Origin of the sequence: Pseudomonas sp. 5P_5.1_Bac1 (assembly GCF_025466015.1) — a bacterium.
Classification (GTDB): Bacteria; Pseudomonadota; Gammaproteobacteria; order Pseudomonadales; family Pseudomonadaceae; genus Aquipseudomonas.
Window position 1 is genome coordinate 1 of sequence record NZ_JANLNX010000097.1, and the last position, 24438, is coordinate 24438.

At 65.9% G+C, this 24438-nt stretch carries 24 protein-coding genes and 1 pseudogene; 11 read left to right on the forward strand and 14 right to left on the reverse strand.

From position 1 onward, the window contains the following. From NTD82_RS20965 to NTD82_RS21015, 11 genes are all read right to left on the reverse strand, one after another. Positions 1 to 798: acetaldehyde dehydrogenase (acetylating) (locus NTD82_RS20965; RefSeq protein ID WP_262130069.1), on the reverse strand; the 798-nt coding region annotated here is incomplete at its 3' end. Further along, a complete protein-coding gene (locus tag NTD82_RS20970) occupies positions 795 to 2654 on the reverse strand; it encodes a feruloyl-CoA synthase (protein ID WP_262130070.1) in 1860 nt (619 codons plus the stop codon). The genes NTD82_RS20965 and NTD82_RS20970, both read right to left, overlap by 4 nt. A gap of 106 nt (positions 2655 to 2760) precedes the next feature. Further along, positions 2761 to 3543, reverse strand: coding sequence for a 2-keto-4-pentenoate hydratase (locus tag NTD82_RS20975; RefSeq protein WP_262130072.1), 783 nt, complete (start codon positions 3541 to 3543; stop codon positions 2761 to 2763). Between the two features lie 27 nt (positions 3544 to 3570). Next, the gene (locus NTD82_RS20980) at positions 3571 to 4542 is read right to left on the reverse strand and encodes an NAD(P)H-dependent flavin oxidoreductase (protein WP_262130073.1); all 972 of its coding nucleotides are present in this window, start codon (positions 4540 to 4542) and stop codon (positions 3571 to 3573) included. A 43-nt stretch (positions 4543 to 4585) separates the two neighbouring features. Then, complete coding sequence (hcaB, locus tag NTD82_RS20985) at positions 4586 to 5398, reverse strand: 3-(cis-5,6-dihydroxycyclohexa-1,3-dien-1-yl)propanoate dehydrogenase (protein WP_262130075.1); 813 nt, start codon at positions 5396 to 5398, stop codon at positions 4586 to 4588. Between the two features lie 34 nt (positions 5399 to 5432). Next, positions 5433 to 5954 carry a 3-phenylpropionate/cinnamic acid dioxygenase subunit beta gene (locus tag NTD82_RS20990; protein WP_095159701.1) on the reverse strand — a complete coding sequence of 174 codons (522 nt, stop codon included), beginning with the start codon at positions 5952 to 5954 and terminating at the stop codon, positions 5433 to 5435. Between the two features lie 12 nt (positions 5955 to 5966). Beyond that, on the reverse strand, positions 5967 to 7316 hold the full coding sequence (locus NTD82_RS20995; RefSeq protein ID WP_262130076.1) for an SRPBCC family protein: 1350 nt from the start codon (positions 7314 to 7316) through the stop codon (positions 5967 to 5969). A 41-nt stretch (positions 7317 to 7357) separates the two neighbouring features. Next, positions 7358 to 7711 (reverse strand): non-heme iron oxygenase ferredoxin subunit, encoded by a 354-nt coding sequence (locus NTD82_RS21000; protein ID WP_095159699.1) that lies wholly within the window; start codon positions 7709 to 7711, stop codon positions 7358 to 7360. Then, a complete protein-coding gene (locus NTD82_RS21005; RefSeq protein ID WP_262130077.1) occupies positions 7708 to 8556 on the reverse strand; it encodes a protocatechuate 3,4-dioxygenase in 849 nt (282 codons plus the stop codon). The genes NTD82_RS21000 and NTD82_RS21005 overlap by 4 nt, the downstream gene beginning before the upstream one ends. A 4-nt stretch (positions 8557 to 8560) precedes the next feature. Continuing rightward, entirely contained in the window at positions 8561 to 8857 is a 297-nt protein-coding gene (locus NTD82_RS21010) for an extradiol ring-cleavage dioxygenase (protein ID WP_095159697.1), read from the reverse strand. 5 nt (positions 8858 to 8862) lie between these two features. Continuing rightward, positions 8863 to 9678 carry an alpha/beta fold hydrolase gene (locus tag NTD82_RS21015; RefSeq protein ID WP_262130078.1) on the reverse strand — a complete coding sequence of 272 codons (816 nt, stop codon included), beginning with the start codon at positions 9676 to 9678 and terminating at the stop codon, positions 8863 to 8865. 303 nt (positions 9679 to 9981) lie between these two features. Between NTD82_RS21015 and NTD82_RS21020 the strand changes: the two genes are divergently transcribed. The 6 genes from NTD82_RS21020 (at position 9982) to NTD82_RS21045 (ending at position 17015) form a co-directional block, all read left to right on the forward strand. Then, positions 9982 to 10563 carry a TetR/AcrR family transcriptional regulator gene (locus tag NTD82_RS21020; protein ID WP_095159695.1) on the forward strand — a complete coding sequence of 194 codons (582 nt, stop codon included), beginning with the start codon at positions 9982 to 9984 and terminating at the stop codon, positions 10561 to 10563. A 395-nt stretch (positions 10564 to 10958) separates the two neighbouring features. Beyond that, entirely contained in the window at positions 10959 to 11996 is a 1038-nt protein-coding gene (locus NTD82_RS21025) for a branched-chain amino acid ABC transporter permease (protein WP_262130079.1), read from the forward strand. Beyond that, the gene (locus NTD82_RS21030) at positions 11996 to 13762 is read left to right on the forward strand and encodes an ABC transporter permease subunit (RefSeq protein WP_262130080.1); all 1767 of its coding nucleotides are present in this window, start codon (positions 11996 to 11998) and stop codon (positions 13760 to 13762) included. The genes NTD82_RS21025 and NTD82_RS21030 overlap by 1 nt, the downstream gene beginning before the upstream one ends. Next, positions 13759 to 14520, forward strand: coding sequence for an ABC transporter ATP-binding protein (locus NTD82_RS21035; protein ID WP_095159692.1), 762 nt, complete (start codon positions 13759 to 13761; stop codon positions 14518 to 14520). Before NTD82_RS21030 ends, NTD82_RS21035 begins: the two co-directional genes overlap by 4 nt. Positions 14521 to 14574: 54 nt before the next feature. Next, on the forward strand, positions 14575 to 15711 hold the full coding sequence (locus NTD82_RS21040; protein WP_095159691.1) for an ABC transporter substrate-binding protein: 1137 nt from the start codon (positions 14575 to 14577) through the stop codon (positions 15709 to 15711). Between the two features lie 32 nt (positions 15712 to 15743). Next, positions 15744 to 17015, forward strand: coding sequence for an OprD family porin (locus NTD82_RS21045; RefSeq protein WP_262130082.1), 1272 nt, complete (start codon positions 15744 to 15746; stop codon positions 17013 to 17015). A gap of 115 nt (positions 17016 to 17130) precedes the next feature. Here the strand turns inward: NTD82_RS21045 and NTD82_RS21050 are convergent. From NTD82_RS21050 to NTD82_RS21060, 3 genes and pseudogenes are all read right to left on the reverse strand, one after another. Then, positions 17131 to 17469: pseudogene (locus NTD82_RS21050) on the reverse strand (M20/M25/M40 family metallo-hydrolase); the annotation flags it as partial. A 52-nt stretch (positions 17470 to 17521) separates the two neighbouring features. Then, positions 17522 to 18709, reverse strand: a complete 1188-nt coding sequence (locus NTD82_RS21055; RefSeq protein ID WP_262130083.1) for an NnrS family protein — start codon at positions 18707 to 18709, stop codon at positions 17522 to 17524. Between the two features lie 13 nt (positions 18710 to 18722). Continuing rightward, positions 18723 to 19166: a hypothetical protein gene (locus NTD82_RS21060; RefSeq protein WP_262130084.1), complete on the reverse strand. Its 444-nt coding sequence runs from the start codon at positions 19164 to 19166 to the stop codon at positions 18723 to 18725. 141 nt (positions 19167 to 19307) lie between these two features. Here NTD82_RS21060 and NTD82_RS21065 point away from each other — a divergent pair, with 141 nt between their 5' ends. The 5 genes from NTD82_RS21065 to NTD82_RS21085 all read left to right on the forward strand — a co-directional run bounded on the left by NTD82_RS21065 (position 19308) and on the right by NTD82_RS21085 (position 24266). Beyond that, positions 19308 to 19919 (forward strand): NAD(P)H-binding protein, encoded by a 612-nt coding sequence (locus NTD82_RS21065; RefSeq protein WP_262130085.1) that lies wholly within the window; start codon positions 19308 to 19310, stop codon positions 19917 to 19919. Positions 19920 to 19923: 4 nt separating this feature from the next. Then, entirely contained in the window at positions 19924 to 20277 is a 354-nt protein-coding gene (locus NTD82_RS21070) for a hypothetical protein (RefSeq protein ID WP_262130086.1), read from the forward strand. 109 nt (positions 20278 to 20386) lie between these two features. After that, positions 20387 to 20899, forward strand: a complete 513-nt coding sequence (locus NTD82_RS21075; RefSeq protein WP_262130087.1) for a sigma-70 family RNA polymerase sigma factor — start codon at positions 20387 to 20389, stop codon at positions 20897 to 20899. Then, positions 20896 to 21819 (forward strand): FecR family protein, encoded by a 924-nt coding sequence (locus tag NTD82_RS21080; RefSeq protein WP_095159684.1) that lies wholly within the window; start codon positions 20896 to 20898, stop codon positions 21817 to 21819. The genes NTD82_RS21075 and NTD82_RS21080 overlap by 4 nt, the downstream gene beginning before the upstream one ends. 77 nt (positions 21820 to 21896) lie before the next feature. After that, complete coding sequence (locus tag NTD82_RS21085) at positions 21897 to 24266, forward strand: TonB-dependent siderophore receptor (RefSeq protein WP_262130088.1); 2370 nt, start codon at positions 21897 to 21899, stop codon at positions 24264 to 24266. The last annotated feature ends 172 nt before the right edge of the window (positions 24267 to 24438 follow it).

The following is a 24438-nucleotide window of genomic DNA, read 5'->3' on the forward strand; positions in this document are numbered from 1 at the left end:
GCCGGAGAACACGCCGAGACCGGGGATTTTCAGGTCGCGAACGTCCTCGAATTGGACCTTCTGCTTGAGCCGGTAGCCCGGCACATAGGCCTGCACCGCCTGCGCCATCTCTTCGATGGACGCTTCGACCTGCGTCCGATCGGCCGCTTCGGACAGCACGAAAACGGTGTCGCGCATGATCAGCGGCGGCTCGGCCGGGTTCATGACGATGATCGCTTTACCCTTGGCTGCGCCGCCGATCACTTCGATGGCGCGGGAGGTGGTTTCGGTGAATTCGTCGATATTGGCGCGGGTGCCAGGGCCGGCGGATTTGCTGGCGATGGAGGCGACGATTTCCGCGTAATGCACCTTCGCCACGCGGGACACCGCAGCGACCATCGGAATGGTGGCCTGGCCGCCACAAGTGACCATGTTGACGTTGAGTTGGTCGAGGTTCTGTTCCAGGTTCACCACCGGCACGCAGTACGGACCGATGGCGGCCGGCGTCAGGTCGATCAGGCGGATGCCGGGTTTGATCGAGCGCAGGAAGGCGTCGTTCTTGACGTGGGCGCCGGCGCTGGTGGCATCGAAGACGAAGTCGATATCGGCAAACGCCGGCATGCGGGTCAGGCCGTCAACACCTTCGTGGGTGATGGCGACGCCCATCCGCGCCGCCCGTGCCAGGCCGTCGGAGGCCGGGTCGATGCCGACCATCGCAGCCATCTCCAGGTGCTGGCCGTGGCGCAGGATCTTGATCATCAGGTCGGTGCCGATGTTGCCGGAACCGATGATGGCGACTTTCAGTTTGCGTTGACTCATACCGCTTCTCCGTAGACTTCGGCGAGCAGGATCACGTCCTGGCCGAGGGTATCGGCGTACAGGCGCTGGACCGCGTCGGCGCGCAGCGTCAGGGCGGCGCGCTGGTTGATGTAGCCCTTGTCGGTGATTTCGCCGTCATTCAGGCTCGGTGGGGTGTCGAGGATCATCAGCCGCACCGCGTGCTGCGACGACGCCGGGAAGTCCCTGGCCAGAGCCTTCAAGCCGGCGCACAGGGCCAGGCGCACTTCCGGCTGCAGCGCCAGTTGCGCGCCGCTCATGGACTCGCCGGCCTTGCCGAGCAACTCGCGCAGGGCCGGGGTCGGGTAGACCAGCGCACCGATCACGTCGCGGTCGTGGCCGCAGATCACACAATCGCTGGCATAGGGCGCCAGGGCGCTGACCAGCCGCGGGCGCAGGGTGCCCACCGACACCCAGGTGCCGCTGCTGAGCTTGAAGTCTTCGGTGACCCGGCCATCGAACAGAATCCCCAACTCGGGCCGCTCTGGGTCCACCAGCCGGCCGGCATCGCCGATGCGGTAGAAGCCCAGTTCATCGAACGCGGCCTCGGTGCTCTGCGCGTCGTTGAGGTAACGCGGGAACACCGACGGGCCGCGCACGCGCATTTCCAGCTTGTCGCCACTGGGCACGAAACGGATCTGCGTGCCCGGCACCGGCAGGCCGATATTGCCGGCCTTGTCCAACTGAAAATGCACACTGGTGACCACCGGCGAGGTTTCCGTCGAACCCCATTCGGTGGCGAAGAACAGCGGTGCCTCGCGGACTTCGGCGGCGCGGGCCACCAGGCGCTGCCAGGAACTTTGCGGCAACGCGGCGGCGGCGTAGAACAGCAGTTCCAGCCGGCCGAACAAGGCGCGGGCCAGCGCTTCGTCGCGCTCCAGGTACGGCAGCAGCGACTCGTAGCCGCGCGGCACGTTGAAGAACAGCGTCGGCTTGACCGACTTGATGTTCTCCACCGTGCGGTCGATCTGCCCCGGCAGTGGCCGGCCGTCGTCGATGTACAGGGTGCCGCCGTTGCGCAGCACCAGGTTGAAGTTGTGGTTGGCACCGAACACGTGGCTCCACGGCAGCCAGTCCAGCACCACCACGTCGATCCGCTCAATGAAGGGCCAGCACTGGGCGATGGCCTGCTGGTTGGCGCAGAGCATGCCGTGGGTGTTGATCACCGCCTTAGGCGAACCGGTGGAACCGGAGGTCAGCAGGTAGCGCGCCGGGGTGTCGCCGTCCACGCGGGCGAAGGCGTCCATCACCGCCGGGCTTTCGGGCTTGTACAGCAACGGCAGGGCCAGCCCGTCGGGGATTTCCTGGGCGTTGCGCGCCGCCACCACCGGGCAGCGCGGCGCGACCAGCTCGATGGCGCGGCAGAAGGCATCGCCGTCGTTGACGAAGATCAGCGCCGGGTCCAGCACGTCGATAATCGCCTTGAGCTTGGCGCAGCCGCTGCCGGTGTTGCGGGCATAGGCCACCGACACGGTGGACACCGGAATGCCCACGTGCATGGCCGCCAGGGTCAGCAGCGCCTGGTCGATATCGTTTTCCGACAGCATCAGCACCGGGCGTCCCGGCGCGGTGTCCAGCTCCAGCAGGCCTTGGGCCAGAGCGCCGACACGCTGGCGCACTTCACGGTAGCTCAGGGTGAACCAGCCACCGTTGCGGCGTTCCGCCAGGTAAGCGCGGTCGGGGGTCGCGTGCGCCCAATGCTCCAGCCATTCGCCGATGCAGCGCGCATAAGGTTGCAGGGGCTCGGCCGAGCCGAGAATGAAACTGCCGTCCGCGCCGGGCTCATAGAGCACGCGCGCCGGCGCCAACCGCGTCGGGTCGTTGAAGATGTCGTACATGGCACGCCCTCATGAGTTCGGCGGGTCAGGTGCCCACCGCTCACTGATTTATTGTTGTGACGTTCGCCAGCCTGACGGCCGGCCTCAAGGTGTTGGCTCGTTCGTCTCAGGCGAAGCGGCAGCTCACTTCGCCCAGCCGGGTCAGACGCAGGCGCAGGCTGTCGCCAGCAGCGACCTGGACCATCGGCCCGAGTGCGCCGGACAGCAGCACATCGCCGGCCTGCAACGGACGTCCGGCCTCGGCCATGGTCCGTGCCAGCCACAGGCAGGCGTCCAGCGGGTTGCCCATGCAGGCCGCACCGACGCCGATGGCCACCTGGGCACCGTTCTTCTCCAGCAACATGCCTTCCAGCGCCAGGTCGAGGCCGGCCAGGCTCACCGGCGTTTTGCCCAGGACATAAAGGCCGGAAGAGGCGTTGTCGGCGACGGTGTCGACCAGGGTGATTTTCCAGTCTTCGATCGCCGAATCGACGATCTCCAGCGCCGGCAATACATGGTCCACGGCGCGCAGCAGCTCGGCCAGGGTGGTATCGGCGTGCGGCAGGTCACGGCCGAGGACAAAGGCAATCTCGCCTTCGGCCTTGGGCTGAATCAGCCGCGTGCTGTCGATGGTCTCGCCGTCGCGAACTTCCATGTCGGCGAAGAGCATGCCGAAGTCCGGTTGATCGACACCCAGTTGCTGCTGCACCGCCAGCGAGGTGAGACCGATCTTGCGCCCGCTCAGACGCCGGCCGGCGGCCAGGGCGGCCTGGGTGTTGAGTTCCTGGATGGCGTAGGCGTCGGCCAGGCTGTTGATGTCGAATCGCTCGGAAATCCGCCCGCACGGGGTGCGGGTCTGCCGGGCGCGGGCCAGCGCTTCGGCGGCCGGTTGCAGGGAAGGATGAGTCATCGTGTTTCTCCTGAAGGCAAGTTCGGCTTACAACGCGCGAGCGCGGCTTTCCTGGTAACCCTGGTGCAGTTCATCCACCAGTTCGGCGACGCTGTAGTGGCGGCTGATTTGCCCGACCCCCTGCCCCGCCGACCACACGTGTTTCCAAGCCTTGTTGGCGCTGGCGATGTTGCCGGAGAAATCGATGCTGGCGCGGGCCTCGGTGGCCGGATCGATGCCGGCTTGCTCCAGCGACGGGCGCATCCAGGTGGCCAACACGCCGCTGACCGCCTTGGTGGTGACCACGTCGTCCAGCGAGCACGTCACCAGCATGTCGCGGTAGGCGTCTTCCACCAGGCTTTCCGCGGCGGCCACCAGCCGCGTGCCGACCAGCGAGAAGTCGCAGCCGAGCACTTGCGCGGCGTGGATATCGCGACCGTTGGAGATGGCCCCGGCCAGACCCAGCGGCCCGTCCCAGAACTGCCGCACTTCGCCTGCGAAGGCGAACGGGTTGTAGTTGCCGGTGTGGCCGCCGGCGCCGTTGCAGACCAGCACCAGGCCATCGACGCCGGCGTCCGCCGCCTTGCGCGCCAGGGCCGGGCTGATCACATCGGCGATCACCACGCCGCCGTAGGCGTGCACGGCATCGAGCACGCGCTTGGGACTGCCGAGTGCGGTGGAGACGATTGGCGGCTGGTAGCGTTTGACCAGTTCCAGTTCGGCGTCGAAACGGTCGTAGGTGCTGTGCACGATCATGTTCAGCATCCACGGCGCGCGGGCCTCACCGCGCTGACTGGCGGCCTCGCGCTCGGCGACGATCTCGCCGAGCCACTGGTCCAGTTGCTCGACGGTGCGGGCATTGGGTGCCGGGAAGCTGCCGATGATCCCGGCCTGGCAGCAAGCCGAGACCAGTTTCGGCCCGGAAACCAGGAACATCGGCGCGGCCAGCACCGGCAGGTTGAGGCCGGCGACCAGGTCCAGCAGGTGTTGTTGCGGTGCACTAAGGCTTCTGTTGCTCATCACGCATCTCTCTTGTTTATTTTGTAGAGCACGCTGGCTGGGTTCAGGTCTTGCGATGCTTGGCCGCCCCGCTGCTACGGATTTCCCAGCCGCCATCGCTGTGGATGATGTTGGCGGTGGTCAGCCCGGCGTTCTCCCGCGAGGCCAACAGCACGTAATGGCCGGTGTGGTCCTCGGGTTCGGCGATGCGCTGCAGCGGCACCGCCTGGGCGGCGCCGGCTTCGAAGCCGGGAATCTGGTTCAGCGGCACGCTGCGGCTGTTCAGGCCTTCCAGGCTCTTCATCGGCGTGTTGGTGGCGCCGGGGGCGACACCGTTGACGCGGATGTCCGGCGCCAGCTCGTAGGCCAACTGGCGGATCATCCCCACCAGCGCATGCTTGGCGGTGACGTAGAGAATGCCACCTCCGCCGGCATAAAAGGCGCTGTTGGACAGGGTAAAGATCATGCTGCCGCGGGTTTCGCGCAGCGCCTCGGTCGCCGCCTGGGCGCCGAGCAGGTAACCCTGGACATTGATCGAGAACAGCTTCTGGAACGCGCCTTCGAAATCTTCCGGGGCGATCCGGTCGAGCCGGGTGAAGTAGTCGAACACCGCGGCGTTGCCGACGAAGGTGTCGAGCTTGCCGAAGGCTTCCAGCGTGGCCGCCACGGCGCGCTGGTTGTCCTGCCAGCGCGAGACATCGCCCTGCACGGTGATCACCGCGTCGCCCAGCTCGGCGGTGAGCGCCGCCAGTTGCGCGGCGTCACGGCCCATGACCGCGACCTTCGCCCCTTCGGCGACATAGCGCCGCACGATGGCGCTACCGATGCCGCCAGTGCCGCCGGTGACCAGTGCGACCTGGTTGTTTAGCCAACCCATAAATCAATCCTCGGAAATTCAGCAACACGGGGTGTCACAGGAAGGTATTGATGTTCTTGCACAGCAACATCGCATTGGGGATCAGGATCTTGCGCTTGAGCAGCTTCAACCCGTCCGCCTCGACCCGCAGCACGTCCTCGCGGCGGCCGGTGATCTGCGACTGTTCATCAAGCCCGCGGCTGCGCACGTTGATAAAGCAGGAATAGGCGCGGTACTCGCCCGGCGCCTCGCCGGCATACACCTCGATATTGCTGACCAGATGCACATTGCGCGTCGGCGGGTTCTCGGCCCAGGCCGACGGCTGCTTGAAGCGCGACACCCGGCGTTGCAGCTCGCGGATGCCGTCGTCGAAGAAGGCCATGTGCTCCAGGGTGTAGGGCCCGGACTTGTCCTCGCGGCGACGGTTCTCGATGCCGGGCATCCAGTAGTGGATCGCCTCGCTCAGGGTCTGCAGCCATTCGTCCCAGCACTCGTTGTCCAGCAGGCGCGCTTCGCGCAGCAGGAATTGCTCGACGCGGCGCACGTCTTCGAAGGTCAACTGTTGTTCCAGTGTCATGCGGGCTTCTCCTCAGCGCATCTTGCCGTTGCGGTCCGGGACATCTGCCCAGGTCGGCGCTTGCAGCAGGTCTTTCCAGCGCTGGTAGAACGCCCGCGCATTGCATTCGTTGAGCTGGCCCTTGAACACGTTGCCCGGCAGCTCGCTGTTGTCGATCCGGCTGTCCATGCCCAGGCCGACGTACAGGTCCTGGTAACGGGTGACCACGCCGCGAGCGGTCTTGGTGCAGTACTCCCAGTTCTCGCCGTCGTCCATTTCGAACACGCCAGTGGGCGAGAAGGTCATCATCGCGCCGCGGCGCCATTTGTCCTTGATGTCCTGCGGGGCGTTCTTGTTGACGATCACCCAGGTGAACAACTCGATCTTGTGCGGCCCGCGTGGCTGCCAGATGCGCACGGTGTTCTGCCCCGGCAGGAAGGAGAAGTTGGGGAACACGGTGAACGAGGAAATCGCCCCGATCAGCTTCGAGCGGAACTCGCCCAAACGTTCGGCGACCTTGGGCCGCAACACGTGCAGGTATTTGTTGATATCGCGCTCGCCGAGGGTCGCGGCGTTGCCCACCACATCGGTGGCGAACTCGTAGCCGTGGCCGTTCCAGTTCACCGAGTACGACTCCGGCAATTCGCCGACATTGGTCACCGGCCCGCCGAGCATGGCCTTGGCTGCCGAGTCGTGGGTCCAGCCGCCATGAAGGATGTCACCGACGAAATTTTCCGCGGCGATCTTCCAGTTGCAGTCGATGGTGGAACGGATGCAGCCGCCGAGGAATTCGCTGCCGCCCTCGTCCATGTCGAGCATCACGTCGAGGTACCAGGTCATCGGCCCGAGGTACTCCTCGAGGGTCGGTGCGTCGGCGGCGAAGGTGGCGAACACCAGGCCCTTGTAGGTGCCGACCCGGGCTTCGCGCAGGCCGTGTTTCGACTTGTCGAAGTTGCTCTCTTCGTAGCACTTGGATTCGTGCATGCCCATCAGCCGGCCACCGTCGGCGCCGAACGACCAGCCGTGGTAGTTGCAGATGAAGCCGCGGGCGTTGCCGGCCTCGGCGAAGCAGACCTTGTTGCCGCGGTGCGGGCAGGAATTGAGGAAGACTTTCAGCGAGCCGTCCTTCTGCCGCACCACCAGCACTTCGTCCTCGCCCATGGAGGTGGTCAGGTAGTCGCCGAATTTCGGCAGTTGCGATTCGTGGGCAACGAACAGCCAGCAGCGGGCGAAGATCTTCTCCATCTCCTGCTCGTAGATGGCCTCGTCCCAGAACACCTTGCCCGACAGCCGGCCTTCTTCCATGTCGCAGATGCGATCGAGGTTATCCAGGCTCGGGGTGGATTCGATGGTTCTGAGCGGTATGTATTTATTGTTATCCATGGTTCGGACTCACACAGGAATGCGGTGGGACAGCGACGACGTCAGACCGGGCTCTCGGCCGCAGCCAGTGCCTCGTCGGCTTCAAGGGCGACGTCGGCGTACACCTCGCGGTCGGTGACGATGATCTTGTAGGTGCGCAGGTGCCGTTCGCAGGGGAAGGTCACCGCCTTGCCGCTGGGGATGTGGAACTGGCCCCAGTGCACCGGGCAGGTGATCAGGTCGTCTTCCATATCGCCCTCGGCCAGCGAGGCGGTGGCGTGGGTGCACATGTCGGTGGTGGCGTAGAAGGTGCCGCCCAGGTTGTAGACGCAGATCGCGTCGCCTTCGGCCTGCTCGACCTTCTTCAGTTCGCCCGGCGCCAGCTCGTCGCGCTGGCACAGCAATACACGGCTCATGCCCGGCCCTCCTTCAGTTGTACAAAGCCCAGGCCGGTGACCCAGGCCGGCACCGCTTCATAAGCGATCACCTCGCCGACCGGCTGCTCCAGCGCGGCCATGGCACAGGCGAAATTGCGGATTTCCATGGCGCCGTTGCCGGCGCGGCGGAGGATTTCTTCGTCGCTGTAGGCACACAGGCCTTCCAGGTCGCCCTTGACCCCCAGTTCGAGAATCTCGCGATCGAAGTCTTCGGCGACCTTACCCATCTCGACGGTGCCGACCCAATGGCTGATGCCGCCGCTGCCGATGATGACCACGCGCTCGTCGGCGTCGAAGGCTTCCACCGCCGCGCGCAGTTGCCGGCCGAGGTCGGCCGAGCGCTTCAGCGAGATGTACGGATCGACGCCGCAAGCCAGGTACACCGGGATGCTCGGCAAGGTCTTGCCCAGCAGTTGCTCGGCGGGCTGCACCACCAACTGGTGCGGGATCGAGAACGAATGGTCGACGGTGAAACTGCGCGCCACGCTCCAGTCCACGCCCGTGGCGTCACCGTGGGCGACGATGTGTTCGGCCAGCGCCTGGTGGTTGGCCACCACTCGGCGTTGCAGGCCCGGCAGGCGGTCGATCGGCCCGTCGACATCACCGGTGCCGATCACGTAGCGCGGCAGGCAGTGAGTGCCGAACAGAATGTAATGGTCGCAACCGACGATGATCACCGCGGTCGGCTCCAGCTCGGCGAGGCGCCGGGCGCAGTCGGCGTAGGCTTGCCACACCGCCTCGCGCTGGGCTTCGGGCGGCGCATTGGGCGCCACGAACATGACCGGGTCGTGCGGCATCCAGAAGCCGCCTACTATCTTGCCCATCTCATCACCCCTTGAGCGCGGCGGAGAAACCCGCGCTGAGTTCATCGGTGCAGCCGAGGCGCTGCTTGTAGATCGCCATGTCGCGCTCCACGGAAAGTTCCTGCCAGAAGCCCATGGTCAGCATCGGGTTGACCCCGGCGGCCTGCAGCCCGGCGACATCGAAGCCGAGGATCATCGCGGCCTCGTCTTCGGCCAGCTCGAAGCGGGCCAGAAAGCCCGCGGCGTCCTGGCGAAACCGCTCTTTGGCGGCGCGCTCGACGCACAGTTGCCAGAGCACGCGCTCCATTACATTTCGGCTCATGGCGCTTACTCGCTGAGGAAGTCGCGGACCAGCGCGGCGAAGCGCCGAGGCTGTTCGCTCTGCACCCAGTGGCCGCAATGGCCGAACAGGTGCAGGTCGGCGTTCGGCACGCTGTTGGCGATCAGCAGGCCGCATTCCGGCGGCACCACACGGTCTTCGCGGCCATGCACCACCAGGGTCGGCGCGGTGATTTTCGCCAGCGCCGCAGCGGGGAATGCCTTGACCAGGGTCTGGCCTTCGGCGGCCGGTCGCGGGATCAGTTTGCGCAGGGCGTCCTGGGCGCCAGAACGCGCGCTGGCCTCGAAACGCGACTGCACCAATTCGTCAGTAATCAGGGATTTGTCGTAGGGGAACAGCTCCATCAGGCGGCGCATGTTCTCCAGCGACGGCTCGTATTCCCAGGCGCCACGCAGGCCGGGGGTCTGCACGAACTCGCCGGCAGGAGTGCCGAGCAGCACCAGTTTGTCGACCCGCTCCGGAGCGAACACCGCCAGGCCGATGGCCACGGCGCCGCCGAAGGAGTTGCCGATAAAGGAGGATTTCTGGATATCCAGCGCATCCATGATGCCCAGCAGGTGGTTGACCCACAGCTTGATGTCGTACTTGGCGTCGGCCTGGAATTCGGTGAAACCGAAGCCGGCGATGTCCGGCACGATCACCCGCCAGCGGTCGGCAAACACCGGGATGGACTTGGCCCAGTTGGTGCCGCCGGACACGCCTGGACCCGAACCGTGCAGCAGGAACAGAGCATCGCCCTGACCGGCTTCGTAGTAGTGGGTGTTGTGCCCTGCGGCCAGCAGCGTCTTGGCAATTGCGCTCATCGAGGTCTCCGTTTTTATTCTTAACATACAGATGTGTATTCGAATGCTATGGATGGTTTTGACGTGCGTCAACGAAAAAAACGCGGAACGGTGCAAAAATATGCAGGTCAACCTACAGATGTGTATTTAAACAAATGGGCAAATTCGGCAGACTGCCGGTGCCCCGTAGCGCGCTCTGGCTGCGCCGGCGGCAATAGCCTCGGCATTGCGCCGGGCGCTAGAATGCCCTCCTTAGCGCCCCGGGCCGGGCCACGATCCTGCCGCCCTGGCGCCTTCCAGCTCGATGAACAAGGCCCTTACACAATGTCATCACGCACCAACCTCACCCGCGAAGACTGGATCCACGCCGCCCAACATGTGCTGGTCAGCAGCGGCGTCGATGCGGTCCGGGTCGATACCCTGGCCAAGGAACTGAAAATCACCCGCGGCAGCTTCTACTACCACTTCAAAAGCCGCGGCGAACTGCTCGAAGGCATCCTCGGCAACTGGCGTGCGCGCGCCACCGAAGACGTGATTCTCAACCTGCGCAACGCCCACGCCTCGCCGCTGCAGCAGTTGCAGCGCCTGCTGGAATTGCCGTCCCACGGCCAGACCGCCAAGGAAGCCGCCGCCATCGAACTGGGCATCCGCGCCTGGGCCCGCCGCGACAAACAGGCGCGCCAGGCCATCGACGAAGTGGACAGCCATCGCCTGAACTACATCGAAGGCTTGCTGATCCAGGCCGGCGCGCCCGCCGATGAAGCGCAGGACCGCGCCTACCTGATCTATGCGTACCAGATCAGCCTGTCGCTGCTGCACAGCGACGATACGTCCGAGCAGCGATTGGACCGTAGTCAGCGCATGGCGGGGTTGTTGTTGCCGCAGGGCGCTGCCGTTCCGGCCTGAGACAAAAATGCGAGGCACCCAGTGGGAGTTGGCTTGCCAACTCCCACAAAATGAATGACCCGCAACGCCATCGCAGTACGCCTGAAAACCGCAAAAAGATACATAACTGTATCTTTCGATTTCAAAACCCCCTCTTTCTCCCTCCCCCTATTGACAAACCTCCGTCATGACCCGCTAGTCTATACATACACATTCGCATGTGTATTCCGATAAGGTCACCCACAGCCCACACCGGGGCTGGACCCTAAGACAATAAAAATACAGTTGGGTATCTCACTATGTTCTCGCATGCGCGCACCGGCCGCCCCGCCGATCTACCGCCTCCCCCCGACCTGACCGACAGCCCGTCCGCGCGGCCCGGCCTTCCCTACCCCATCGCTCGCTGAGGGTTGTTCATGGATCTCTCGATACTGGCGTTTCTCGGCCAGGACGGCCTCACTACGGGTGCGATTTATGCGCTGGTGGCCCTGGCGCTGGTCCTGGTGTTCTCGGTCACCCGTACCATCCTGGTGTTCCAGGGCGATTTCGTGACCTACAGCGCCCTGACCCTGGCGACCCTGCAACTGGGCCTGCTGCCCGGCACGTTGTGGCTGCTGATCGGCCTGTCGTTGCTGGCCTGCACGCTGGATGCGGCGATCGCCATGCGTCACGGCCATTACCGGCGCCTGCCGGGCCTGGCGCTGCGTTACCTGAGCGTGCCGGCGCTGCTCTGGCTGGTGCTGGGCAATCTCGATCTCGCCGCCCTGCCCGGCGTGGTGCAGATCGTCGTCACCCTGGCCCTGGTCACGCCGTTGGGCCCACTGCTGTATCGCCTGGTCTACCAGCGCGTGGCGGAAACCTCGGTGCTGTTGCTGCTGATCATCTCGGTGGCGGTGCACATCGCGCTGGTCGGCATCAGCCTGTGGATGTTCGGCGCCGAGGGCGTGCGCACCCAGGCGCTGACCGACGCCAGTTTCATGCTCGGTGACCTGCCGGTAAGCCTGCAAAGCCTGCTGGTGATCGCTTGCGCACTGGCGCTGATCGGCCTGCTCTACGCCTTCTTCGGCCACAGCCTGTACGGCAAGGCCCTGCGCGCCACCGCGCTGAACCGTAACGGCGCGCAACTGGTGGGCATCCCGACGCAACTGGCGGGCCAGAGCGCCTTCGGCCTGGCGGCGTTTATCGGCGCGGTGTCCGGCGTGCTGATCGGGCCGCTGACCACGCTGTATTACGACTCCGGTTTCCTTATCAGTCTCAAGGGCTTCGTCGCCGCGATCTTCGGCGGCCTCGCCAGTTACCCCATCGCCGCCTGCAGCGCGTTCTTCGTCGGCGTGCTGGAAAGCTTCGCCAACTTCGGCGCCTCGGCCTTCAAGGAAGTCATCGTGTTCACCCTGGTGATCCCGGTGCTGCTGTGGCTGTCGCTGAAACACCCTCATCTCGAGGAGCAACACTGATGACCCGTCGCCTGCTTCCCCTGATCCTGCTGCTGGCGGCCATGTGCCTGGCGCCAAGCGTGCTGCCGCCGTTCCACGTCACCCTGCTCAACTACATCGGCCTGTACAGCCTGGTCGCCATGGGCCTGGTGCTGCTCACCGGCATCGGCGGCATGACCTCCTTCGGCCAGGCCGCGTTCGTCGGCATCGGCGCCTACGCCACCGCGGTGCTGTGCACCGAGTACGGCCTGTCGCCCTGGCTCGGCCTGCTGGCCGGGCTGGCGATCACCCTCGCGGTGGCCACCAGCCTCGGCCTGCTGACCCTGCGCCTGGCCGGCCACTACCTGCCGATCGGCACCCTGGCCTGGGGCCTGGCGCTGTTCTACCTGTTCGGCAACCTGCCGGGCCTCGGTGGTTTCGGCGGCATCCAGGACCTGCCGGCCATCGAGCTGTTCGGCTGGCGCATCAGCAGCGCCGCCGACTTCAGCCCGCTGCTCGGCCTGATCCTCGCCGCCAGCCTGTGGCTGCTGCACAACCTGCTCGACAGCCGCCAGGGCCGGGCCATCCGCACCCTCAAGGACGCCGCCGGCATGGCCGAGGCGATGGGCATCCCCACCGCCCGCAGCCGCTTGCAGGTGTTCCTGATCGCGGCGCTACTGGCCTCGCTGTCCGGCTGGCTGTACGCCCACCTGCAACGGGTGGTCAACCCGACACCGTTCTCGGTGGTGATGGGCATCGAATACCTGTTCATGATCGTCCTCGGCGGCGTCGCCAGCCTCTGGGGTGCGCTGCTCGGCGCGGCCCTGCTGACCCTGATCAAGCAGGTGCTGCAGGATGTCCTGCCGCACCTGTTCGGCCAGGCCGGCAACTTCGAAATGATCTTCTTCGGCGTGCTGATCATCCTCGTCCTGCAATACGCCCGCGGCGGCCTGTTGCCGCTGTTGCAGGCGGCACTGCCGAAGCGCCGCCGCAGCACCGCGCTGCCCGCCGAAGCTGCCGCCCTGCCCCGGCGCAGCATGCCCGCCCACGGTCAGCCGCTGCTGGTGGCCGAAGGACTGATCAAACGTTTCGGCGGCCTGGTCGCCAACAAGGACATGGGCCTGGCGATCAACAGCGGCGAAGTCACCGCGCTGATCGGCCCCAACGGCGCCGGCAAATCCACCCTGTTCAACCTGCTCTCCGGGGTGCTGTCGCCCAACGCCGGGCAGATCAGCTTCCTCGGCCAGCGCATCGACGGCCTGGCGCCCCGCGCCATCGCCCGCCTTGGGGTCAGCCGGACCTTCCAGCACGTGCGCCTGCTGCCGGAGATGAGCGTGCTGGAAAACGTCGCTCTCGGCGCCCATATGCGCGGCGAAGCCGGCCTGCTGCGCTCGATGCTGCACCTGGAGCGCGCCGAAGAAGCCAGCCTGCTGGCCGAGGCCGCGCGGCAGATCGAGCGGGTCGGCCTTGGCGAACACCTGCACACCCCGGCGGGCAGCCTGGCGCTGGGTCAGCAACGCATCGTCGAAATCGCCCGGGCGCTGTGCAGCGACCCGATCCTGCTGCTGCTCGACGAACCCGCCGCCGGCCTGCGCTACGGCGAGAAACAGGCCCTGGCGCAACTGCTCGAACAACTGCGCGGCGAAGGCCTCGGCGTGCTGCTGGTGGAGCACGACATGGACTTCGTCATGGGCCTGGCCGACCACATCGTGGTGATGGAATTCGGCCAGCGCCTGGCCTGCGGCACCCCGCTGGAAATCCAGGAAAACCCGGCGGTCCTGGCCGCCTACCTCGGAGGTGTGGAATGAGCCGCCTGCTGGATGTACGCAACCTGTCGATCAACCACGGCAAGGTGGAAGCGGTGCGCAACCTCGACCTGCACCTGGACGAGGGCCAGATCGTCAGCCTGATCGGCCCCAACGGCGCCGGCAAAACCACCTTGATGGCGGCGCTGATCGGCCTGCTGCCGTCCACCGGCGAGGTGAGTTATGCCGGCCAGCCGTTGCAGGCCCACCACGGCGTGGCCCAGCGCATCGACAAGGGCATGGCGCTGGTGCCGGAAAGCCGCGAGCTGTTCGGCCTGATGAGCGTCGAGGACAACCTGCGCCTCGGCGCCTTCAGCCGCCACCGCCAGGGTCATCGCGATCATCAGCAGACCCTCGACGAAGTCTTCGCGCTGTTCCCGCGGATGCGTGAACGCCGCGAACAGGCGGCCTGCACGCTCTCCGGCGGCGAGCGGCAGATGCTCGCCATCGGCCGCGCGCTGATGGCCAAGCCACGCCTGCTGATGCTCGACGAGCCGAGCCTGGGCCTGGCGCCACGGGTGATCGGCGAGATCTTCGACATCTTCAAGACCCTGCGCGAACGCGGCGTTTCCATCCTGCTGGTGGAACAGAACGCCCGCGCCGCACTGAAGATTTCCGACTACGGCTACGTCCTCGAAGTCGGCGACATCGTCCTGCACGGCGACGCCACCGACCTCGCGCAGAACCCCCGGGTGGTCGAGAGCTACCTGGGCCGCAAATCCTCATCCACCGCCACGGAGGCCGCCCGCGCCACCGGCTGACACACGGTTTTTCCGCACCACCCAACGCCATAACAACAATAGTCAGGAGCTTGCATGAAACCCTTCCTCCCCTTGCTGCTGGTCGCCGCGATGTCGGCCGCCGCCCAGGCCGACGTCACCGTCGGCGTGATCCTCTCCACCACCGGCCCCGGCGCTTCGCTGGGTATTCCTGAACGCAACACCATCGCCCTGCTGCCCAAGGAAATCGCCGGCCAGGCGGTGAAATACGTGGTCCTCGACGACGGCAGCGACAGCACCGCCGCGGCGAAGAACGCGCGCAAGCTGGTCAGCGAAAACCAGGTGGATCTGCTGATCGGCTCCACCACCGTGCCCACCTCGGCGGCCGTGGCGCAGATCGCCAAGGAAAGCCACACCGCGCAGATCGCCCTCGCTCCTTACACGCCGCCGAGCGGCGAGCAACAGTGGATCTTCACCATCGCCCAGACCAACACGCTGATGGCCGAAGCCCTGATCGAGCACATGAAAGAAGCCGGAGTGAAGACCCTCGCCTACATCGGCTACAACGACGTCTGGGGCGAGGACTGGCACAAGGTGCTCAGCGAACTGGCGCCGGCTTCCGGCATCACCCTGGTGCGCGACGAGCGCTTCAACCGCACCGATTCCTCGGTCAGCGGTCAGGCCCTGAAAGTCATGAGCGCCAAGCCCGACGCCGTGTTGATCGGCGCCACCGGCACCCCGGCCGCGCTGCCCCACACCGAACTGCGTCGCCTCGGCTACAAGGGCACCATCTACCACACCCACGGCGCCGCCAACTCGGCCTTCCTGCGCATCGGCGACAAGGCCCTGAATGGCGCGATCCTGCCGGTAGGCCCGGTGGTGGTGTGGGACAAATTGCCGGAAACCCACCCGTCCAAAGCCGTCGCCAGCGACTACGCCCAGCGCTATGAAGCGCAATACGGCGCGGGCAGCCTGTCGCCATTCGGCGCCTACCTGTACGACGCCATGCGCCTGGTCGAAGCTGCGGTGCCTGCCGCACTGAAAACCGCCCAGCCGGGTAGCGCCGAATTCCGCCAGAGCCTGCGCGACCAGCTGGAAGGCACCAAGGACGTGGTCGGCACCCATGGCGTCTACAACCTCAGCGCCACCGACCACTTCGGTCACGACCAGCGCGCCCGCGCCCTGGTGACCGTGAAGGACCAACAGTGGGTCCTGCTGCACGCCCCTGAATGAACCCCGAAAACAACAATAAGAAAGGCCACACCATGAACCGACTCAACACCGCTGTCGCCCTCGGCTCGCTTTGCGCCCTCAGCCCGGTCCTCCAGGCCCAGGGCTTCTTCGAAGACAGCAAGGCGACCGTCACCGCCCGCAACTACTACTTCGACCGCGACTACAAAGGCACCTCGGCGCAATCGGCGACCCGCGAATGGGCCCAGGGCTTCATCCTGCGCTTCAACTCCGGCTACACCGAAGGCCCGGTGGGCTTTGGCCTCGATGCCCAGGGCTTGCTCGGCATCAAACTCGATTCCAGCCCCGACCGCACCGGCACCGGCCTGCTGCCATTCGACAGCACCGACCGCCATCCCCGCGACGACTACTCGGAGCTGGGCCTGACCGGCAAGATCAAGGTGTCCAAGACCGAGCTGCAGGGCGGCACGCTGATGCCGATCCTGCCGATCCTGTTCGCCAGCCCGACCCGCCTGCTGCCGCAGACCTTCCGTGGCGTGAACATCAAGTCGCAGGACATCGACAGCCTGACCCTCAGCGCGGGTCGCCTCGACCGCATGAACCAGCGCGACTCCACCAACGACCAGAAGATCTCCATCGCCGCGCCCAACCGCCGCTTCAACGGCGCCGCGCAGTCGGACGCCTTCAACTACATCGGTGGCGACTACCAGTGGTCCGAGCCGCTGACCCTCAAGTACTACCACGCCGAACTGGAGGACATTTACAAGCAGGACTTCGTCGGCTTCATCGACAACCGCGCGCTGGGCGGCGGTCGCCTGAAGACCGACGTGCGCTACCACATCAGCCGCGAAGACGGCCCGGCCAAGGCCGGCGAAGTCGACAACCGCACCTTCGGCATCATGGCCACCTACAGCCAGGCCGGACACAGCCTTGGCCTGGGCTGGATGCAACTCAACGGCAACACCTCCATGCCCTACATCGCCGGTTCCGAGCCGATGGTGGTCAGCGAAGGTGCGCTGAGCAGCGAGTTCCTCAACCCCAAGCAACGCACCTGGCAAGTCCGTTACGACTACGACTTCGTCGCCATGGGCGTTCCCGGCCTGAAAGGCATGCTGCGCTATCTGGACGGCAGCCATATCGAACTGCCAACAGCGTTGGGCGGGTCGGGACTGAACGAAAGCGAGAAGGATATCGAGCTGTCATATGTGGTGCAGAGCGGGCCGCTGAAGAACGTCGCCGTACGCTTGCGACATGCCTGGTACCGCAACGACTTCGCCCCGGCGGCGTCGTTCCGCGATGACAACGAGCTGAGGGTGAACATCGACTACACGCTGGCGTTGTTCTGATGAAATGGGCCCCCGCCTGATGCGGGGGCTTTTGTTTACGGGTGTGGGCGCGAGCTTGCTCGCGAAAGACCGCAAACAGTCTCGGAGCACCCAGCTCAACGGATTTCGAAACAACTCAAGAAAGCCGCCGCACCACTACCTCAAGCAGCACCTCGGCGCCGTCAATCAATGCTGTGTCATCGGTGTGTTCCCGTGGGTTGTGGCTGATGCCACCACGGCTGGGCACGAAGATCATTGCCGTCGGAGCGATGCGGGCGATCATCTGCGCGTCATGGCCGGCGCCGGAGGTCATGCGCCGGTGACTCAGGTCCAGGCGTCGGGCGCTGGCCTCGATGGCGTCGGCCAGCCCCGCGTCGAACACTACCGGCTCGAAGCGCACCAATTGCTCACGACTGACGCTGACACCCTCTTCTTTCGCCAGCCGATCAAGCGCCTCGACAAAGCGCTGCTCGGCCTGATTTCACACGCGCTCGCCTTGCCGGGCATTTCGGAGTTGACCGGCTGTGCTAGCCGGGGTGCCCATCCACCCGCGCCCGCATCAACATTGGTCCATAACCCCGAACGAACAAGCCAAACGCCAGCGCCCAGCACAACGCCGCCAACCCCAGCCCGGCCGGCGTATTCAACGGCACCAGGAACACCCGCGAGACTCCGGCGACATTCAGCAGCACAAACGCCACACTCATCCCCGCCGGCGGCTGCAATGGCCGGCCGGTATGGCCAAGGCTGACCCGGGCGATCATCGCCAGGATCAGCCCGGCCATGGCACCCACCGTCAGGCAGTGCACTGCCAGGCTCGGATTCAGCGTCACGCCGAGATGCCACAGGGTCATGCCCAGGCACGCCAGCACCAGCCAGGCATACGCCAGGTGCAGCGACCACAGCAGCGGCACCCGCCACAATCCGCGATCATGCCAGCGCAGCAGGCGAATGCCGTGGCCCAGGGTCAATCCGGCGAACAGCAGGCCGAGCCACAACGAGGGCGTCAACGCCGGCCCCGCGGCATACAGCAACGCCACCAGCGCCGAAACGCCGAGCAACAGCCAGTCCAGCCATGGCCAGGGTGCGACTGCGGCGGTGCGACCCAGGCCGCGTTGGGTGAAGAAGGGAATCACCCGCCCGCCGATCAGACCCATCATCGCCGCCACCAGCCATAACCCGCCGAGCACGCCCTGGCGCTGCAAGCCGTCGTCGCCGTTGAGCAACCCGGCCACGGCGATGGCGTCCACCAGAGTCAGCAACAACAGCAGCGCCACCAGCGGGTAATTGCGTTGCTGCTTGACCCGCCACAGGCTGCGGCCCATGAGCAGCGCCAGCAACAGCGGAAAGCCCAGTTCCAGCAAGGCCAGCAAGGGCAACGGCAGATTGGCCAGCCAGGCGACCCGCCCCGCCAGCCACAACAACGCCAGCACCCCGAGCGGCTTGCCGCTCACACCCGGCTGGCCGGTCCAGGTCTGCACCGCGGTGAGCAGAAAGCCGGCGACGATTGCCAGGCCAAAACCGAACAGCAATTCATGCCGGTGCCAGGCCAGCCAGCCGCCCGCCGGCTGCCAGTCGAGGCTGCCGCCCAGAGCGATCAGCCACAGCGGCACGGCGATCAACGCCAGCAGGCTGCCACCGAGGAAGAACGGGCGGAATGCCAGGCGCAGCAGTGGCGTGACAGCCAGCGCCTTGTTGCGGTCGATCACTTGCATCGCGGCCTCCGGCTTACCACGTCAGAAAGAACATGCCCTTGGCCAGCAACACAATCACCAGCAAATGGGTGAACACGCTGGCATGAATGAACGTCACCGCCCGCGCCGTCATGCGGCCACTGCGGAACAACCACAGAGCCGTGAGGAAATGCCCGAGCACGCTGACGCCGGCCACGATCTTCAGCGTCAGCAAGGTGCCAAACGACGACTCCCACGGCGCCGCCAGCAACGGCAGATAGCGTTCGCGGACCATCCCCACCCCGGCGCCGAACAGCACCAGCAACACCCAGGGCATCACTTGCCGGGCGCGCTGACCGATGGCGTGTTCGAGCATCATCATCAGCCGGTCGGGCAATTGCCGGCGAATGCTGCCGAGAAACAGCACCTCGAAGAACACCGTGCCGATAAATACCAGCGCGGCGAGCAGGTGCAGGGTCAGTAACAGGGAATAGGTCATGGCGCCCCGGGGGTCAGGCTTCGTGGTCCGCGCAGGCTAACGCGCCGGGGCCGGGCGGCCGTTGACGCCAATCAAGCCGTTGGAACTCGGCGGTCACGCGGCCTTCGATATGTATAACCGCGCCCATTGGAGGGAGCCGCCATGCACAACCTCGAAACCCCGCGCCTGAAACTGGGCGTGTTCCTGCCCCACGACAGCCTCGGCCAGGCGCTGATCGCCGCCGCGCTGCACCGCCAGCACGAAGTCACCGCCGTGCTCGACGACCTCAACCAACTGACCGCCCGCCCCGGCCTGCGCTGCAAGCTCGGCAGCCTCGACTCGGCACCGACGGTGAACCGCGCCATCGCCGGGCTCGACGTGGTGTTCGCCTGCCTCGGCGGCGAGTTGCAGGACGACCTGCCGGTGCAATGCGGCCACCTGATCGACGGCGCCCTGAGCCTGGGTCGCGCCGGCGTGCCAAGGCTGCTACTGATCGGTCATTGGCAATGGCTGGTGGACGCCGACACCGCCGATGACGAAGCCCTCGGCGCCGGCCTGCGCCGCAGCCTGGAGGCCAGCGGCCTGGACTGGACGCTGGTGGAAGCGCCGGCGCTGGTCGACGGTTTGCGGGTCGATGACTTCAGCGGCACGGCGGCCACTGGCAACCCCGACGCCCAGCGCGCCTTCGACTGTGCCGAAGCGCTGATGGACGAAGTACGCCTCGGCCTGCACCGTCATCAATGCCTGCGCCTGCGCGCCCCCAACGGAGGTTAATCCCATGTCCGGACCCGACGCCCTTAGCCAGACCTTCGGCACCGTGCTGCTGGCCATGGCCTTCAGCGCTTTCATCCTGTTCGTGCGCGGCTATCGCCCGGCGGGCGTCAGCGGCCTCTGGTACGACCTGGTGCTGGGCTTCATCGCCTTGTGGCTGGCGCTGTGGCCGGAAGTGATCACCTGGGTTCAGGCCATGACCCTGGTCAGCGGGCTCGGCTTGTTGCTGCAGATCATCGCCACCGCCGCCGGCTGCATTCTCGGCGCGTTGCTGGCCAAGGCCCTGCGGCTGGTGCTGCTGGAACGGCGGCGGCCGCGTCCATCCGCCAGCAAGACGAGCCACCGCCGCCCGCAACGCTGACCGTCAGTCGCGCTTATGATAGTGATTCCTATTTGCGCAAATCCTGTCGGATCATTATCCTCCCGTCACCCGCCGGAGCCCCGGCGGGCTGTGGGGATTGTCGGGCAGCATGAACTGGAATCGAATCGATCTGCGCTGGGCCTATACCGATCTGCTGCTGAGCCTCGGGCGGCGGACCGGTTGCATGCAACTGGCCTATGACGTGCTGCATGACGCGTTCATCCGCTACCTGCTGGCCGACCGCCAGACCCGTATCGACCAACCCAACGCTTACCTGCGCCGCGTCGCGCAGACGGTGTTGATCGACTATTTCCGGGTGAGCGGGCGTTTCTGCTCGCTCGACGAATCCGAGGGCCTGGCTGCGGCCTACGAGTCCGACGGCGAGCACTTTGCCCCGTCCGCCGAACACCTGGCCGACATGCAGCAGCGCCTTGAAGCTCTGCAACGGGTCATCAATTGCCTGCCCGCCCGCTGCCGCGAGGTGTTCTGGCTGGCACGAATCGAAGGCCATCGCCAACCGGACATCGCGCGCATGCTCGGCATCAGCCTCAGCGCCGTCGAACGTCACTTGATCCGCGCCCTGCTTGACCTGCGTGCCGCCCGCGAGAGGCTGATGCCATGAGCAGCGTTCGCGAACAGGCCGCCCGTTGGTTCACCCGGCTGATGCACCTGCCGGACGATCACCCCGAGCGCCAGCGCTTGCGCCAGTGGCTCGACGCCGACCCGCGACATGCCGCCGAGTACCAGGCGTTCTGCGACCTGTGGGGCGACTTTTCTTCCACCGCCAGCACCCAGGCGCTGGCCGGGGAGCTGGAGCGTCAGCACGGTCGGCGCACGGTGCTGCGTCGCGGCGCCTTGGGCCTGCTGGGGTTGCTGGCGGTCGGCCTGACCTGGCGCCTGTTCGGCGGGCGCGGCGAATTCGAGCAGACCTATGTCACGGTAATCGGCGAGCGCCGTCGCGAGCGCCTGCCCGACGGCAGCGAGCTGTACCTGGATGCTGATACCCGCCTGCGCGTGCAGTTCGACCAGGGCCGACGTCAGGTCTGGCTGCTGCAGGGCCAGGCGATTTTCGATGTTGCCCACGAGGCCGCGCGCACCTTCGCAGTGGACGCCGGGCTCGCCCGCGTCAGCGTACTGGGCACGCGCTTCGTGGTGGCGCGGGATGCACGGGAGTTGCGCGTCAGCGTCGAGCGCGGCTCGGTGCGGGTCGACAACGCGCAAGGCGCGCTGGTGCTGAAGGCCGGCCAAGTCGCCAGCACCCTGCTCGACCGCGGGCCGACGCTGCTGCCGATCACCGCCAGCAACGCGTTCGCCTTCGCCCAGGGCCGGCTGGTGCTGGAGCAGGCCAGCGTCGAGGAAATCGCCAGCAGCCTGTCGCGCTATCGCCGCCAACCGGTACGCGTGCGCCCCGGCAAAGGCCGGCCGGCGATCAACGCGGTGGTGCAACTGGACGACATCGAAGGCTTCCTCCAGGCATTGCCGTCCATCGCGCCCATCGAGGTCAGCCACGCCGAGGACGTGACCTGGCTGCGGGCGCTGTGAGTTTTTTTGCAACGGCACATCAGGGATTTCACCCGCCCCTCCGTCAGTGGGTATCCAACACTGACATGAGACCTTCCATGCCCCACGCAACCTTGACAACCCTGGCGCTGGCCGTCGCCCTGAGCATCGCCGGCCAGGCCTGGGCTACACCGATGGATATCGACTTGCCGCGCCAGCCGCTGGCCACGTCGCTGCGCCAACTGGCGGAAACCGCGCAACTGACCCTGGCGGTGGACAACAGCATCATCCCCGACAGCCTGGCCCCCGCCGTGCGCGGCCGGCTCGAACCGCTCGGCGCCCTGGCGCAACTGCTCCAGGGCAGCGGCCTGAACTTCCGCCAGCAAGGCAACACCCTGGTGATCCGCCGCGCCGACGACAGCGCCCTGGAACTGGACGCCACCAACGTCAACGGCCTCGGCGCGACAGAAGCCAGCGAAGGCTCCCACGCCTACGTCAACGGCCCGGCGCGCACCGCCACGAAAATGGCCCTGACGCCCCGCGAGACGCCGCAGTCGGTTTCGGTGATCACCCGTCAGCGCATGGATGACCAGAACCTGCAGAGCCTCGACGACGTGGCGCGCACCACCACCGGCATCACCTACACCAAGCTCGGCACCGACCGTTCGACCTATTACGCCCGCGGCTTCGAGGTCAACGACCTGCAGTTCGACGGCATCCCGAGCAACATCTCGGAAAACTACTCGATGGACGTTATGTCCACCGCCAACATGGCGCTCTACGACCGGGTCGAAGTGGTGCGCGGCGCCAACGGCCTGATGCAGGGCACCGGCAACCCGTCGGCGGCGATCAACCTGGTGCGCAAGCGCCCCACCGCCGACTTTCGCCTGGGCGCCGAACTGGGCGCAGGGTCCTGGGACAACTACCGCGGCCAGGTGGACGTGTCCGGCCCGCTGGACGACGGTGGCCACCTGCGCGGTCGCGCCGTCGCCTACTACAACAGTGCCGACAGCTACCGCGACGGCGCCGGCAAGGACAACCAACTGCTCTACCTGATCGGTGAAATGGACCTGAGCGACAGCACCGTCTGGAGCCTCGGCATGACCCTGCAGCAGGACAACAACAACGGCTACGACTGGGGCGGTTTCAACACCCGCGCCGACGGTTCGTTCTACCCACTCTCGCGCTCGACCTCGCTGGCCGGCAACTGGGCCCACCTGGACCGCAACAACCGGGTGCTGTTCAGCGACCTCAAGCATCACTTCGCCAATGGCTGGGACCTGACCCTGGCCCTCAACGCGGTGTGGTCCGACGCACAGTTCCTGTCCTCGTACCCGGCGCGGGTCAGCGGCAACAACTACCGCCTGGTGGTTTCCCAGGCCGACTACGAAGACCGCCAGCTAGGCGTGGACCTCTACGCCACCGGGCCCTTCAACCTGTTCGGTCGCGAGCATCAACTGATGCTCGGCGCCAACACCCGCAAGGATGATTTCGATGTGGGCATCCATACCGCCCGCAACACACCGACCATCAACATCAATGACTTCGACTACGGCGCCATTCCCGCCCCGGTGCTCAACGCCACCCAGTCCGACTACAACTACGTGCGCCAGGAACGCGGCCTGTACGGCGCCACCCGCTTCAGCCTGAGCGACGACCTGAGCCTGATCGTCGGCACGCGCCTGAGCTGGTCGGACTACAAGGTCAGCAGCCCGGCCACCAACGACCGCTACCGGGAAAACGGCCGCGCCGTGCCGTACGCGGGCCTGGTCTACGACCTCGACCGCCATCACAGCCTCTACGCCAGCTACACCGAGATCTACAAGACCCAGAGTTACTACGGCACCGGCAACCGTCTGCTGGAACCGGTGGAAGGGGAAAACTACGAAGTGGGCATCAAGGGCGAGTACTTCGACGGCGCGCTCAACACCTCGCTGGCGCTGTTCCAGACCGACCTGATGAACATGCCCGAGTCGATCGCCGGGGCGCGGATCTGCGGCGTGACCGGCACCAGCACCTGCTATGAAGAAGGCGGCGAGGTGCGCAACCGCGGGTTCGAGATCGAAGTGTCCGGCCAGCCGCTGGAAGGCTGGAACCTGAGTGCCGGCTACACCTACAGCGACCCGGAATATGTCGCCGGCAACAATAAAGGCAACGACTACTACACGCGCATCCCGCGTCGCCTGCTCAAGGTGTCCAGCGACTACAGCCTGCCGGGTGTGCTCGACCAGTGGCGCGTGGGTGGCGACGTCTATGCCCAGAGCCGCACCTCCACCTCCGCCGCAGCCTACAACATCGAACAAAGCGGCTACGCCCTGCTCAACCTGCACGCCAACTACCAGATCAACCGCCAGTTGAGTGTGCAGTACAACCTGAACAACGCACTGGACAAGACCTACTACCAGTCGCTGCCGACCTCCAATGACTGGGGCGGATTGTTCTATGGGGACCCTCGTAACTTCGCGGTCACACTTCGCTATCAGTATTGATTTGCAGCAACCGGACCCCTCGCGAGCAAGCTCGCTCCTACAGAACGAACGACCCCTGTAGGAGCGAGCTTGCTCGCGAGGCGGCACCAACAAAACCACGCCATGCACAGGGTGGCCTTCATCCGATCCAACACCAGCCACCCCCAACATCGCGTAACATCCAGCAACAGGT